General features: G+C 40.2%; 8 protein-coding genes and 4 pseudogenes. 5 read left to right on the top strand and 7 right to left on the bottom strand.

Translation table 11 applies throughout. The features are described from left to right. Window positions 1–23: 23 nt before the first annotated feature. A pseudogene (locus NST18_RS06965) lies at window positions 24–848 on the bottom strand (FAD-dependent oxidoreductase); the annotation flags it as partial. 541 nt (window positions 849–1,389) lie between these two features. Next, window positions 1,390–1,773 (bottom strand): hypothetical protein, encoded by a 384-nt coding sequence (locus NST18_RS06970; RefSeq protein WP_032101750.1) that lies wholly within the window; start codon window positions 1,771–1,773, stop codon window positions 1,390–1,392. Between the two features lie 261 nt (window positions 1,774–2,034). On the opposite strand from NST18_RS06970, the pseudogene NST18_RS06975 reads away from it, so the two are divergent. Then, a pseudogene (locus NST18_RS06975) lies at window positions 2,035–2,977 on the top strand (IS630 family transposase). A 230-nt stretch (window positions 2,978–3,207) separates the two neighbouring features. On the opposite strand, the gene NST18_RS06980 reads toward NST18_RS06975, so the two are convergent. Then, window positions 3,208–4,557: an ISLre2 family transposase gene (locus NST18_RS06980; RefSeq protein WP_075039588.1), complete on the bottom strand. Its 1,350-nt coding sequence runs from the start codon at window positions 4,555–4,557 to the stop codon at window positions 3,208–3,210. Window positions 4,558–4,704: 147 nt separating this feature from the next. Here NST18_RS06980 and NST18_RS06985 point away from each other — a divergent pair, with 147 nt between their 5' ends. After that, entirely contained in the window at window positions 4,705–5,808 is a 1,104-nt protein-coding gene (locus NST18_RS06985) for an IS4 family transposase (RefSeq protein WP_340721625.1), read from the top strand. A 218-nt stretch (window positions 5,809–6,026) separates the two neighbouring features. Here the strand turns inward: NST18_RS06985 and NST18_RS06990 are convergent, their stop codons facing one another. Beyond that, window positions 6,027–7,142, bottom strand: coding sequence for an IS4 family transposase (locus NST18_RS06990; protein WP_032101754.1), 1,116 nt, complete (start codon window positions 7,140–7,142; stop codon window positions 6,027–6,029). Between the two features lie 232 nt (window positions 7,143–7,374). Here NST18_RS06990 and NST18_RS06995 point away from each other — a divergent pair, with 232 nt between their 5' ends. Together NST18_RS06995 and NST18_RS07000 are read left to right on the top strand one after the other, a co-directional pair. Continuing rightward, window positions 7,375–7,929 (top strand): recombinase family protein, encoded by a 555-nt coding sequence (locus tag NST18_RS06995; RefSeq protein WP_004890419.1) that lies wholly within the window; start codon window positions 7,375–7,377, stop codon window positions 7,927–7,929. A gap of 27 nt (window positions 7,930–7,956) precedes the next feature. Next, window positions 7,957–10,914 carry a Tn3 family transposase gene (locus NST18_RS07000; protein ID WP_004890417.1) on the top strand — a complete coding sequence of 986 codons (2,958 nt, stop codon included), beginning with the start codon at window positions 7,957–7,959 and terminating at the stop codon, window positions 10,912–10,914. A 44-nt stretch (window positions 10,915–10,958) separates the two neighbouring features. Here the strand turns inward: NST18_RS07000 and NST18_RS07005 are convergent. Both NST18_RS07005 and merR read right to left on the bottom strand, forming a co-directional pair. Next, window positions 10,959–11,804: pseudogene (locus NST18_RS07005) on the bottom strand (FAD-dependent oxidoreductase); the annotation flags it as partial. Next, a complete protein-coding gene (merR, locus tag NST18_RS07010) occupies window positions 11,801–12,208 on the bottom strand; it encodes an Hg(II)-responsive transcriptional regulator (protein ID WP_004890413.1) in 408 nt (135 codons plus the stop codon). The pseudogene NST18_RS07005 and the gene merR, both read right to left, overlap by 4 nt. Before the next feature lie 37 nt (window positions 12,209–12,245). Here merR and NST18_RS07015 point away from each other — a divergent pair. Further along, a pseudogene (locus tag NST18_RS07015) lies at window positions 12,246–12,308 on the top strand (VOC family protein); the annotation flags it as partial. 131 nt (window positions 12,309–12,439) lie between these two features. Here NST18_RS07015 and NST18_RS07020 read toward each other — a convergent pair. Then, on the bottom strand, window positions 12,440–15,121 hold the full coding sequence (locus tag NST18_RS07020) for a helicase-related protein (protein ID WP_340721307.1): 2,682 nt from the start codon (window positions 15,119–15,121) through the stop codon (window positions 12,440–12,442). Between the last annotated feature and the right edge of the window lie 51 nt (window positions 15,122–15,172).

Below are 15,172 nucleotides of genomic sequence, written 5' to 3' on the forward strand. Positions count from 1 at the left end.
AGCCGCTTCTGCATGGAAGTGGCTCATCCTGCGCAACAAGATAATTTTTCGACATCTTGGTCGAACGTTAACGCCGCTAGTTTTAATCCTTCTGCCATCGTTAAGTACGGCGCGAGCGTTTCGCGAAGGTCGTCTATCGTTAAGCCGAGTTTGACCGCGAGTGTCGCTGCATAAATGACTTCTCCCGCATGTTCTGCTACAATGTGGACTCCTAGCAATTTCCCTGTTTTTGCATCTGCCACTAGTTTAAAGACACCGATCGTTTCGTGATTGACAATTGCTCTCGGGACAGCTTCTAACGGCAAAACAGATGTTTTTACTTCGTATCCTTTTTCTTTTGCTTGCTGTTCCGTTAGTCCAACCGTTGCGACCGCCGGAGAACTAAATGTAACCGCTGGGATGGTGTCAAGCTGAGCTTTTTTATTTTGGGCACCAACGGCGTTTGCTGCGGCAATCGTTCCTTCGTATGCGGCGACATAAACAAATTGTGGGCCGAGTGTGACATCTCCCGCTGCGTAAATGCGCGGATTTGTCGTTTGTAAATAGTCATTAACAATAATTTCGCCACGCGAACCCGTTTTCACCCCAGCCGCTTCTAAACGTAACGCTGCAGTATTCGGTGTTCTCCCAGTGGCAATCAGCAATTCGTCCGCTTCGATCACCTGTTTTTTTCCATCGATTTCTATATATATTTTTTTGACGTTTCCGTCTTGTTCGACGCGTTCAAAGGACGCTCCTGTGAGGAGGTGGATGCCTTGAGTCGTGAGCGCTTTTGTCATCGCCTCTGAAACTTCTGGCTCATATGTTTTTAATAGTCGTTGGCTCCGTTGCATCAATGTGACTTCAGAACGGGGTCCTACCAACAAAAAGCGCAAAACATACGCTAAGCAAATTTCGACATAAAAAAAGCCGATTGTTCCTACGCTAAGGAATCATCGGCTTTATTACAGACTGAGGCAATATAATCTTTTTCAATAAGAGATCCTACCGACAAAACACAAATATTATACATTAAGGAATTTATTGAGACGAAAAATAGAGTAAAAAGTCACTTTTTGAATACTTGATAACGAGAAGGCATTAAAATTAATTAATCTTATTTGAATAACCTATGCCTTTTAATTCATTAGAACGCCTTAAGGCGTTCTTGTTGCATTCATGGCAACGATCTGTTGTAGAATTCGTGTAGGGAGACTCGATTTTAAGAATAATACGTTGTTCACATGTCCTTAATGTAAAAACCTTATCAAATCAAGGTTTTTTTAGTCCTAAGTATAGATAAATGCCGTTTGTCGGCAGGACCCTAGTTTTTTCCAAAAAAATCTGAACGTTTTTATAAAACAAAAAAGGACAACTCTAATCGGTCATCCTTCTCTGATATATATTTTGTTAAACACTTTTAGAATTCGACTGAAACAAAGATAGAACTGCAAATAGTGGGAAAATTAGATACAAAGACTTTAATTCAAAATTTTTTAATACCCAAATATCAACGCAACCTATTAAAATTAAACCTACAATATTAAATAAAACAAATGATATTAATTTATTATCAATTTTCTTAGTTATATAAATATTAATAGGTACTACAAAAGCAATAGTAAATAAATAGATTGTTAAAAAGATCATTGTAAACATCATTAGATTTTCAAACATCGTAAAGTGAAGTAACTCCGATTTCAAAGTTCCCTCAATGAATTGAACGCTTAACGTAGTAACTAAAGCTACTATTATCGGCAATAAAAGTATCATTACTTTATAACTTTTTTTCATTTAAGCTACCTCGATTAGTTTTTATAAACCAGTCTAGACTGGTTTATATATACATGCACTTTAAAGTAATGACTTCTGTATGAACACCCTTTTCCATGGCTATACTGCTCCTAAATACTCATGTGTAAAAGGAGCGGAAATGACATGAAACGTCTTAAAATTACAAATGATCACGGTTGGACGCCTCGAACACTTCGGAAACAAGAACGGAAAATCAAAGATGCTTCGCTTCGCGTTCGGGTGACCGCTGTTCGTCTCGTCATGGAAGGTCATCTTGGCAAAGATGTGGCCAAAATGGTCAATCTGTGCCGTCAATCTGTTGCCCTCTACGTTGCACGTTTTAATGAAGGAGGGCTCGATCATCTACTCGATCGTCGGTTGCCGCCTGGTCGCGTGCCATTTCTGACGGAAGAACAACAACAAGAAATTAGACAACTCGTGTTAACTACTACACCTGCGGATGCTGGCTGGGGCATTGCTTCATCATGGAACACGCGTATTTTACAATCCTACATCCAACATACCTATGGCGTTTCGATGTCACGTGAAGGCATTCGTAAGTTATTGCATCGTCTTCGTTTGTCATGGACACGTCCGACGTATAAGCTTGTGAAAGGGAATCCAGAACATCAAGCTGCTTTTCAAAAGGAACTCGAATTTATAAAAAAAACTAATCACCGAGAACGTCACTATGTTTTATGTGGACGAAACGCATGTTCGTGCGTATCAAGCGCTTCGTACGACATGGGCAGAAGTAGGAAATCAAAAACAAGTGCCAAGCTATGGTCACCACGCCCACGTTTCTATTTTTGGCGCCGTCGATGTTCAACAAGGCGATGTAGTGTTTCATCGTGCATCATCCGCCAATGCCGAAACCTTCCTCTACTTTCTGCGCCGATTGAAAGAGAAATATGCCGATCGATTCCTCGTGCTTGTGTTAGACAATGCGCGTATTCATCATGCCAAGATGGTACAAGCCTTTCTTGATGGCGAGGAAGGCGATGCTTTTCATTTCATCTTTTTGCCACCGTATTCCCCACAGTTGAACCCGATTGAACGGCTGTGGAAGTGGTTGAAAGATGAAGTGATTGCCAACGTTTTTCACAAGGATCAAAACGATATTGCCCAATCCATTACTCGTTTTGAACAGTACGTTCTACAACACCCGGATGAGGTGTTGCGTCGCATCGGGTGTACTGCGTAAATCAGAGGTTAAAATGTCAATTTGGATGTATATAGGAGGTGCTCTCTATGCACAAGTATACCACACTCCCAAATTTGATGCAAAAAATTGTTTCTGATGGTTTGAGTCAAGACTTTGTGGGAGATTTTTTTCTCGACCGATTTTTTTGGTTATATATGGTTTTATAAAATCGTTATATGTAAGCGCTTTTACTTACTCTCATCCTGTAGGTATGTGCGTTTTCTCTCGTTTTAAAAACCTTTCAATGCTTGCAATGCCTCGTAAATCGGTGTCCCTGAAGATTGGCGAAGGTATGGGATGTTATCTCGTACCACTTCTGTCATTTGCGTTTGCACGCGCTTCAGTGCCTTTTTCACGATCGTTTCTCGTTTCGTTTCTTCTCGTTCTTCCACGCCATACATCACTCCATCGCGTGTCCGAATGAGTAACGTATCTTTTATCGCGACGATCGCTCGCAACATCGCTTCAATCCCTGCATCCCTCCAACTTCGACCGTTTTTACTTCGTTTCGCAAACACATGCATCGTTCCTTCCGCACTCCCCATCGCCCTCATGTTTGTCGTGTCAATCCCTTTTTCCTTCAACCATACGCGATAGTCACGTAAACATCCTGGTATCTCCTCGATTCGACGAACAAGCGCCTCGAGTTGCTTTTCCTTCTCCTCATGTTCTAACGTACCGATGGCACTTGTGAGTTCTCGTAACACACCTTCTTCATCCCATGATGCTAACTTCTTTCGAATCACCCGATATCTCGCATGACCTCGGAACAATTGACGAATCTCTCTTGCCACATGGAACCGATCAAGCTGAAAGTACCCCCTGTCCCCGAAATATTCTCGACACGCTGTAATCCATGGGGCTCCATCTCCATTGATGACCACCCAATCCTCAAACGGATCATAGCTGTATTCCTTCATCAGAAAATTCTCTACAGCTTCCCAAATCGGTTCATTCGTTTGATGAACCATATACCGTCGATTCACTAAGGATACGCGTTTCCCGTTTTTCTCCCATCCTTGGTGAATCGTGATGATCTTTTCTTCTTTTCCTTTGATGCGGCTTCGTTGACGTTTCACGTACAACCCGTCTGCTTCGATAAAAAACACGCGCCCTTTTTTCTCCATCGCACGGTGCCCTTCCACCTCTGCCTCGATGATGGACTGGCGAATCGTTTCGTGACTCATACATGCATACCCCACCAGCTTTTCAAGCGACTGCGCAGCCTGTCGATACGAAGAACCCGTCACGGCGAGATGAATCGCTGTCTCCTCTAATAGCGGACTCACTCCATGCGCCCCATCGAACTGGAGAAAGACATCGAGTAAAGACGTATACACCTTTTTTTCACGGTCAAAGTAGTAGTTTCGCTTCACTTCCACCTCTCCAAATAGCGTTTGGAGTCGGATCGTCCGCTTATCTTTGAGCGCATATCGTTTCTTGTCCCGCTGTTCTGCCAATGTGCGGTCGATCTCCTCCAACACCTGTTGAAGGAGATGACCATATTGTTTTTGCATATGTCTAAATAAAGACTGTTCGATCTCTTTTAATGTCAAGCCGTTTGTGATATAATCCTGCATGGGCTCCACTCCTTTCTTTGGTTGTATTTTTTTTCGCACTTACTACCTTACCAGGAGGAGAGCCCGTTTTTCATCTATTTTGCTTACATATCTGACAGGTTCCTTATTATACCAAATCAGGAACCTGTCTTTTTTTCTCCCACAAACATTTTACTCATACTTTCTGATGAAGATCTCCAGTCGATTACCGAAGCCGTTGGCTACCATGACACTTCGCGGACGTTTACGGTGCGCACGTTGGTTGATTTTTTTCTGCTGGCGGCACTTCACGAATGGAAAAGTTTCCGTCATGGTGCCGATGTGGCGAAAATGTACGGATTGCCGACGTTTCATTACTCGACGGTTTCTAAGAAAGCGAAAGAAGTTCCGTACGAGGTGATGAAGCGCTTATTTGCTTTGGTTGTTTCTAAGTGCAATCGCCAAACCCGCCGTTCGCTTCGCTTTCCAAAAGCATTGCGTATAGTAGACTCCACGACCGTCACCGTGGGGAAAAACCGCCTGACATGGGCACCCTATCATGGGGAACGATCCGGAGTGAAAATGCACGTCGCGTATTCCCCTGAGCAACAAATGCCGAGCGACATCGTAGAAACCGTAGGGTTGCGCCACGATGGACCGGTGGGAGAGCGGCTCACAGACGTACAAACGGTTCTTGTCGAAGATCGAGCGTACTTTAAAATTGAACGCCTCGATCGGTTTGTCGAACAGAAGCAACCGTTTGTGATTCGGATGAAAGACAATGTCGAGATCCATCAAAAAAAGAGCCTAAAGCGCCTTTCTTCCTCCTCTTCTTCTATTGTGGCGGATTTTACTTGCCAGTTAGGAACGAAACAATGTCGTTCCAAAAAGCGCCATCGCGTCGTGATCTTTCAGGATGCGAACGGGCATGAAATCCGTGTGGTCACGAACGTCTTAGAGGCATCGGCGGAAAAGATTGCCGAGATGTATCAAGAACGTTGGACAGTGGAAGTGTTTTTCCGATGGATCAAGCAATATCTAAACGTTCCGACCTTATTTGGCACCAACGAGCATGCGGTATACAACCAACTTTTTGCGGCATTTATCGCTTATGTGTTACTGAGATGGCTATATCATCGAACGGAAAAACGGACAACCTCGTCCCTTACCTTTCTTTCGTTTGTCCGTCGTTTTTTCTCTGGGCAACTTCCTCTCGAATGGAAATCCGAGATGGCAGCTGTCTTATTTGAGTATGCCCGAATATATGGGAGGAGTATGCCTAATTTTGGATAATCAACAGCCGTGTTTCTATAATTTTATTTTTTTCTTCCATTCTCACTAGTGTTGTATTAATTTAATTTTAATCATTAGCATTGCATAAATATAGTTAGAATTTTCTGTTAATTATTTTTTGTGAATTTGTGCCAAAAAGACAAAACCTAAAGAAAGGCGGCACTGTCCATTTGGTAAATATATACAGTTAAATCAGAGCGACAACGACAAAAGGGAGATTATGGACTGGCTCGCCCATCAAATTTTCGCAACCAAACATAAGCTGGTTTCCACAGAGCTCTCTTTAACCAACGAGTAATTCGAAGTAGGGATTTCTTACTTTTCATCTCCAATTGAATGAGAACATGTAAGCAATACGTGATAAGGGCTAAGAAAATTTGATTTTGAATAGCTGTTTCACTCATTCCATAAAAGTGCTTAATTTCTACGTGTTGCTTAAGCCATTTGAAAAAGAGTTCAATAGCCCAGCGAGATCGGTAAATACCACTTATCTCTTCTGCTTTTAAATCAAATCGGTTGGTAATTAAACGAAGTAAGTTCCCTTTTGTGTCCATAACTTCTAGTAGACGATAGACATTTTCAGTACGATTTTGTGTGGTACCAATATAGACCATTTTATCGGATAGAACGTGACAATCATCAGGAAGTGAAAATGTATAGACTTCACGAATGACTGCGTTTTTCTTCAGTCTTGAAACGAAGAAATAGCCATCATCTGTCATCCGGTCAAAACGTTCATAGTCCACATAACCGCGGTCAAACACATACATGGCTTCTTTATCATCCACTAGGACTTCGAGTTGATTTCGGTCATGTTCTTTTGCTGTCGTAATCACTGCTTTTTCAGGATAGACGGTGTCTTTATCCATGAAAACGAGCCGTAAGTGTAGCTTTACACCAGCTTTTGTTTTACGGAATTTTGCCCATTTATAATTGGTCAAATTCAACGGGAGTGTACTCGAATCAATGATTTTCAGTGGCATATTCTTTCCGTTTTTATAATGGTACCGTTGAATTTTCCAAACAAGATCCAAGAACAAATTTGCAAGAATTAGTGGGTTGATCTGATTGTTTTTTCGGGATAGCTGAGAGGCACTTATCGATTCAAATCCGAGTGCTTTTTGAAGATCTTCGTCTACAAGTGCATCACTCATTTCCTCTAAGCTCTTAAATTCGAGCAGTTGGGCTACCAATAAAAATTTAATATAGGCTTCTGTTGTCAGCTTTTTTGTGTAATAGTCCTGTTTCAATTCTTTGACTTGTTCGCTAAGTTTTTGAATATTTATGGGTGAAACCCATTTACCAAATGATGAAATTAGTGTATTCTTGTCCATAACAGTTATCCTTTACGATTGGATTTGGACAGGAACCACCTGTACTTCCATTGTAAAGGATTTTTTTGTTTCGAAATCAATAAAAAATTGAACATTCTTAGTATTTTGAATCATCAGATTTAATTACTGCAATGCTAGTGATAAACCCTGTAAATAAATCTATGTTCAGATATTACCTACCGATTAAGTTATGTTACGATAAAAACAGAATAATCAAAAGAGGATGAAATAAATGAAGGTAGGATATGCGCGCGTTTCCACAGGTATTCAAAATTTAGATTTACAATTAGATGCGCTTAAAAAACATGGCTGTGGGGAGATATTTACCGATAAGATCAGTGGAGCTAAAGATAAACGACAGGGATTAGAAGATGCTCTCCGTTTTGTTCGAACTGGTGATACTTTAGTGGTCTGGCGCTTAGATCGATTGGGAAGGAATATGCAGCATCTTATTAAGATTGTCAATGATCTCAATGATCAAGGCGTCAGTTTTCATAGTCTGCAAGAAAACATTACGATGGACAAGGCTAGCGCTACGGGACAACTTATGTTTCATCTCTTTGCGGCTTTTGCCGAATTTGAGCGTAATCTTATTCACGAACGTTCGGCAGCCGGACGTGCTGCAGCAAGAGCCAGAGGACGATTAGGAGGAAGACCGGAAAAGTTAGATAAGAAAGAATTAGAGATGTTAAAGACACTAGTGGCAAGTGGGACACCTATTACAGATATTGCCCAAATGTGGGGAGTTTCACGAACAACCGTTTATCGATACCTAGAAAAGAAATAAACTAAACTTATGAAGGGACGGGAGGAAATGGCATCAAGAGGAAAGGAACTGCTTACAACTGATCAAAGAGCAGAATTTGTAAGAATTCCGGCTGATATGACCGAACGGGAACTAGAAACCTACTATACTTTTTCTCAATATGACATAGAGATTATTAAAAGGCATAGAAGAGATCATAATCGTTTGGGATTTGCTGTCCAATTATGTGTACTGCGCTATCCCGGATGGTCTCTCACAGACGTTGAACCTATACCAGATTATATAATCCAATATATAGCTAAACAAATCAATGCTAATCCTGATTCTTTCTCTTTATATGCCCAACGTGACCCAACCAAGCATGAACATATGGAAGAAATTCGACAGGTATATGGATATCAGAATTTTTCTTTAAGTACATATCGGGAATTAGCTCAGTATCTTTTGAAACATGCTCTTCAAAATGGAAATTCCATGTATCTGCTTCGAACTGTTCAAGAAGAACTTAGGAATCGAAAAATAATTCTTCCTGGAGTGACTACAATAGAGCGACTCGTGTGGGAAACTCGTCGTAGGGCAGAGGAAAAGATTTTTAAAACCTTAACTGCCACTCTTTCAGTGTGGCAAAAACATAAATTGGATCAACTTATAGATCCTTTTGTGGACAGCAGGAAAACCCCATTAGCATGGTTGAGAGAACTTCCCGGCCAATCATCACCCGATGCCTTTCTGAAAGTAATAGAACGTTTAGAATATATTCGAGAGTTGAAACTCCCATTAAACATGAATGAAGTTCATCCTAATCGATTACTTCAATTATCTCGCATTGGGGCTCGTTATGAACCTCATTCATTTCGTAGATTTAAAGAAAATAAGAAATATGCCATTCTTATAGCATACCTAGTAACACTAAGTCAGGATTTAATTGACCAAGCAATTGAAATTCATGATCGACAAATGATGATTTTACAATCGAAAGGCCGTAAAACACAAGAGGAAATGCAAAGGGAAAATGGAAAAGCAGTTAATGAAAAAGTTGTTCATTTTGCAGATATTGGGGCTGCACTTACCCAAGCACGAGATGAAGGACTTGATCCATTTAGCACCATTGAAAAGGTAATGCCTTGGGATAAAATCGTTGCTTCCGTTGAAGAAGCAAAAAAATTAGCCCGACCAATGGATTATGATTACCTTGATTTGCTAGAGAATCGATTTACTTATTTGAGAAAGTACACCCCTGCTCTTCTGAAATCGTTAGAATTTCGTTCTACAAAAGCAGCAGAACCATTATTACGTGCATTAAAAACATTGAACGAGATGAATAAATCCGGCAAAAGAAAAGTACCAGATGGAGCTCCGTTAGATTTCGTCCCAAAACGATGGGAAAAGCATGTGTATGACGAGGAAGGAATTATTAATCGACATTATTATGAAATGGCTGCCCTAACGGAATTAAAAAATCATATTCGTTCAGGAGACGTATCTGTAGTCGGTAGTAGGCTCCATAAAGACTTTGAGGATTACCTTGTTCCCAAAGATGAATGGACAACAACCAATTTAAAGGAAACTAGACTGGCAGTTCGTTCATCAGCAGAGGAATATCTTGAAGAAAGAAGAAAGGCTCTAGCTGAACGCTTTACATGGATTTCAAATAACCTTGATAGTCTTGAAGGAGTAAATATAGAAAAAGCAAAACTTAGAGTGGATCGTTTAGAAAAGAATACCCCAGAAGATGCACGAACCTTCAGTTTATCCTTATATAATATGCTTCCAAGAATTAAGCTCACTGATCTTTCAATGGAAGTAGCACACTGGACAGGATTTGATGAAATGTTAATACACGCTTCCACCAATCGCCCTCCGAAGGGAGAGGAAAAGGTCATTTTGATGGCTGCACTTATGGCGATGGGAACGAATATTGGGTTGACTAAAATGGCAGATGCTACACCTGGAATTACTTATCACCAGATGGCCAATGCCGCACAATGGCGATTGTATGATGATGCTATAAATCGAGCACAGGAAACTTTGGTAAATTTTCAACACAAACTTGCTTTAGCCTCTTATTGGGGAGATGGCACCACATCTTCATCTGATGGAATGCGAGTACAAGTTGGAGTTTCATCGTTACATGCCGAGGCAAATCCTCATTATGGTACAGGGAAGGGGGCAACCATTTATCGATTTACGAGTGATCAATTTTCATCTTTTTATACGAAAGTCATTAATACAAATGCAAGAGATGCTGTACATGTCATCGATGGACTGCTTCATCATGAAACCGAATTAAATATTGAGGAGCATTATACTGATACGGCTGGTTATACCGATCAAGTTTTTGGTTTAAGTCATTTGTTAGGTTTTCGTTTTGCACCAAGACTTCGTGATTTAGCTGATGCTAAACTATACACCATTCAAAAGCCAAGTGATTTTCCTGATCTAGAAAAATTACTTCGTGGGCGAATTAACACAAAGATTATTCAAAAAAACTTTGATGATGTGCTCCGTTTAGCCCATTCGATTCGAGAAGGAAAAGTGTCTGGTTCGCTGATTATGGGGAAATTAGGGTCATATGCAAGACAAAACAAGTTAGCTACTGCCTTACGAGAAATGGGAAGAATCGAAAAGACTATTTTTATTTTAGATTATATATCTAATGAAGCCCTACGTAGGCGTATTCAGCGAGGATTAAATAAAGGAGAAGCTATGAATGGCTTGGCAAGAGCGTTATTCTTTGGAAAACGAGGCGAATTACGAGAACGAGGACTACAAGATCAACTTCAACGTGCAAGTGCTTTAAACATTATAATTAATGCCATTAGTGTATGGAATACCGTATACCTTACCGAAGCAATAAATTTGTTGAAGGAAAAAGGAGATTTGCGAGAAGACTTGCTAAAACATATTTCACCATTAGGATGGGAGCATATCAATTTTCTTGGTGAATACACCTTTGATATGAAGAAAATAGCTAGTTTAAATTCACTGCGCCCTCTTATTCAATAAAAATAAAAGCCGAAATTTCCTTAGCGTAGGAAAACTCGGCTTTATTCATGTCGAAATTTGCTTAGCGTATGTTTTGCGCTTTTTGTTGGTGGGACCCCAGAACCAAGATGATGAAACAGTTGGCCGAGTTCGATACCAATATAACCAGAACCGATGACCGCTAATCGTTTCGGTACTTCTTTTCGTTCAAGTAGCGTCGTGCTTGTGACGTAATCCACACCCGCAAGCCCAGGAATATTAGGAACTGCCGGAGAAGCACCTGTGGCAATCAGGAAGCGGTTCGCTGATAATTTTTTCCCATTGACTTCTACTGTCGTTTCGTCTAAGAATACCGCTTCTCCTTGTATGAGCGTAAATCCATATTCGTTGATGAGATTTACATATTTCGTTTGGCGTAGATCGCGCACTAATTCATTTTTTTGCTCGATTAGTGCAGATAAATCGACCGTTCCTGCAGACGTATGCAGCCCAAGAAACGGATGATTTTTTGCTAAGTAGTTTATTTCTCCTGCCCGGAGCAACGTTTTTGAAGGGACACAGCCGATATTAACGCATGTTCCTCCTATCGTTCCTCTTTCAATCATGACAACTTTCGCCCCGTACTTGCTTGCCTCGATTGCCGACGCAAAAGCGGCAGCACCAGAGCCAATGATGATGTAGTCATATTCTCTTGTTGCATCAACTTCCCCTGCTTCTATCGGCTCATAACCAGCCATAGTTATGGCTTGTTTTGCCGTTTCCACGTTGGCATGAGGAAGTTCAAACACCGCTTCTCTACGACGAAAACTAACATCAATGGATTTTGCGCCGATTTGTTTAAGAATCGAAGCAATATGTTTTTCACAGCTTGGACACGTCATTCCTTCAATGAGCATCATATATCTTTTCATGTTGAAAATTCCTCCTCAATTAGCATTTCAATCATCGGGCACTCGTATAACGCTTTTTCGTCCGGGCACCGCTTCTGCAAGTCTTGTAGCACATGTACTACTCGCTGCAAGTCTTTGATTTGCTTTTGCACTTCTTCCACTTTTTTCGATACAAACACATACATATTCGCGCATCTTTCCTTATCTTGATCGACAATGCCAAGTAGCTGATGAATTTCCGTTAAAGAAAATCCGAGTTGTTGCAGACGTTTAATGAATTGGACGCGCTTTGCATCTGCATCTGAATATAAACGATACCCCGCTTCTGTTCGCATAGGGAGTGGAAGTAGCTGTCGCTTTTCATAATAGCGGATCGTTTCTTTATTCACGCCACACCGTTTGGCTAGTTCGCTAATCCGATACATTGAATGACCTCACTTCCAATTTAAGTATAAACTTTGTACTAAGTTTGCATGGGTAGAAGACCGATACGGTGTATCATGGCAACTGTCTCTCGGAAATTAGTAGCTAGAAGAAAATAAGCTGTTGACACAAGCTCAACAGCTTATTTTTATCTCATCCGCTTTTATATAGAAGGAAATAAGTTTTTATATTGTTCATTTATGAAAAATTCTCCTAGAAAGATAAGCAGCAAATTAAAAAGACATCTCCACATACATATATTCATGACAATGATGGCAATGTGGATATGGAAAATCCCAAGGCAATTCCTGATTGCAAATTTTACATTTTTTCATATAGCGTATCAAATGTTTAGATAGTACTTCAAATATTTTTTCAGAAATTTTTTCTTTTAGTTCAAAAACCTCTTCTTCGTTAAAAGACAACGATTGAGAATAAGCAAATGACGTAAATAACATAAGCTGTTTATAGCCGTTCTCCAATTCATCAATTGCATCGACCGACGTAAGGATAGGCGGCAGAGATACCTTCCCTTCCGTTAAATATTCTCTAATCATCGTTAGCCAACAATCTGTTATCTTCGTTTCTTCGATTGAAAACGGAACGAAACAGAAAGATAATTTCTTCCAAAGAGGAAGTTCGATCTTCATCTTTTTCAATGCTTTCTCTAAAACGAACATTTTTCTTTCCCATTCGCTTATTTCACGAACACGATAAGGCGTTTCTTTTAATTCGTTTTGATAAAAGCTCCATGCCCGTTTGAATAAATCGAATGATTCGTAAGGAAATTTTTTTAGTGATTCGATTGATATAGGGAGAAAACTATATTCAATAGGAGCTACCGGCGCCTCTAACAACTTTTTTATTTTTTTTCGATTTACCATAGCGCAGACGAACCCTTCTTCATATATTCCTTTTCTTCCTGCTCGTCCTGCGATTTGCTGTACTTCTTCTGCTTTTAACGTTCGAACGGCTTTCCCATCAAACTTTTTACTTTCCATAAAGATGACTCTTCGAATAGGAAGATTCATTCCCATGCCGATAGCATCGGTTGCTATTAATATATCGGTTAACCCTTTCCGAAATTGCCTGACTTGTTTTCTTCTTGTTTCAGGAGGCATGCTTCCGTACAAAACCGAGACGTTATATCCTCGTTTTACGAGTGAAGCGGCAACATGGAGAACGTTCTTTTTTGAAAAAACAATAAGTGCATCTCCTTTTTGCAAGTCATTTGGAAAAGAAAAATCCTTTTCTTCCCAAATGAGTGGAGTGGTACGTTTGTGTTCGATTACTTCAAAATCAAACTGATGGTAAGTTAGCAGTGTTTGAAGCAAGCCAACAGCATGCGGTGCAACAACCAAATGAATTTCTTTCGCTTTCGCCCCGATAATCGCTTTGACCCAAGCAGCCCTCCTCGTTTCATCCGCTAATAATTGACATTCATCAATAACGACAACTTCAAATTCCTCGTTGACATTCACCGACTCGACCGTTGCGCTTATATGTGTACTGCCATGTACATTTTTTCTTTCTTCCCCTGTTATTAAGGCACATGCAATACCGTGGGAACACATCTCTTCAAACTTTTCTAACGCAAGCAATCTCAATGGGGCTAAATACATCCCTGTTTTCGCTTGAAGCAACCGTTGCATCGAATCATATGTCTTTCCAGAATTAGTCGGACCGACATGAACGACATATTTTTTGTGAACCGATGAAGCGGAAAGTGATAAAGGGTGGTCAAAAATTTGCTTGCTTATCGCCTTTAAGTGGCGGTTAAACTCTTTAGAATGAAGAAACGAGCGTTCAAATTCCTCCATTGATGTAAACCACGTACTCAACCAGCGGTTCATTTTCTGTGGATTCCATTCTATTGAACATTGATATTTTTCGTTTAGCAACTGTACATACGTATACGCAATTTTAGATAAAATCGCTTCGTATTCCTCTTTCGTTCTTCGTTTTTTATCCACTTCTTTTATAAAAGTCGGATAGTGCCGCATTTTATCAAGAATTATTATCATCTCTTTAGAACAACTATTCTCGAGCAAGCGACAGAGCTCCTCCCATTCATCGTACAGGGCTTTTGCTTCTTTTTTTACTTCATGGAGCCATATGCCTACGTGTTGATCAATAATGGATTCACAAACTTTCCATATAGATGTTTGACGAATGGCAAGAAAGGCTTGGAAGCGAGTTTTTATTTCGTTCGTCAATTCTGTTTCTACGTATTTAACTATTTGTGCTAGGTGTTCTTCATCCACCACACCAAAAAAGGCTTGTACTAGCTTCTCGCTCGAAAAAGCTGTTATCTTTAATGAATCATCTAACAGCATTTCCCCGTACTCCTCTTGAATTTGTTTTTTTATCTGTTCCTTTCTTGCAAATAACCAAGAAGATAGAGCATTGTTCAAAAAATGCAAATCCACTGGTTTTTCTATTTGTTTACATAACTGTTGAAACGGATATTCTTTGCGATAGAGAAATGACAATTCATACTGGCCAAAATGCTCAAGCAAATCCAATGTGATTTCTTCAATTTCCCAGTCTAATAGCTCATTTACCCCATAAATAAGGTCTTCCATGTCCATTTCTTCTACCTCATTTGACCACCCTTGGGTGATGAGATACGTACGTACTTCGTCCACTCCTAATTCCCTCACACAATCAGCAAGTAGGTCATAAAGAAACGTTTGTATTTTCTCTTCGCATCGATTGAATAAATTTTCATCGAAACAATACAGATCTATATCGTCCCAAACGTCCTTTACTGTACGAAAAGGTTCGGGCGTAATTTCTAACGACACCAATTCTTCTTTTATAAGATGAAAGATGTCTTCTTCCAAAATCGCAAACCGATGACTTAATCGCGCTTGTAATTTCTCTAGTATATTTGTTGGCTTCTTTACGGACATTGAAGTGAAATTTTCCTCCCTTTTCTCATTCATTTTACGCCTTTCGTCCTC

The organism is Anoxybacillus sp. FSL W8-0104, from assembly GCF_038004465.1.
GTDB lineage: Bacteria > Bacillota > Bacilli > Bacillales > Anoxybacillaceae > Anoxybacillus > Anoxybacillus flavithermus_G.

Coding starts and splice junctions, on each gene's coding strand:
- NST18_RS07020 (WP_340721307.1), bottom strand. CDS start 15,121: ATGTCCGTAAAGAAGCCAACAAATATACTAGAGAAATTACAAGCGCGA.
- NST18_RS06995 (WP_004890419.1), top strand. CDS start 7,375: ATGAAGGTAGGATATGCGCGCGTTTCCACAGGTATTCAAAATTTAGAT.
- NST18_RS06990 (WP_032101754.1), bottom strand. CDS start 7,142: ATGGACAAGAATACACTAATTTCATCATTTGGTAAATGGGTTTCACCC.
- NST18_RS07000 (WP_004890417.1), top strand. CDS start 7,957: ATGGCATCAAGAGGAAAGGAACTGCTTACAACTGATCAAAGAGCAGAA.
- merR (WP_004890413.1), bottom strand. CDS start 12,208: ATGTATCGGATTAGCGAACTAGCCAAACGGTGTGGCGTGAATAAAGAA.
- NST18_RS06980 (WP_075039588.1), bottom strand. CDS start 4,557: ATGCAGGATTATATCACAAACGGCTTGACATTAAAAGAGATCGAACAG.
- NST18_RS06970 (WP_032101750.1), bottom strand. CDS start 1,773: ATGAAAAAAAGTTATAAAGTAATGATACTTTTATTGCCGATAATAGTA.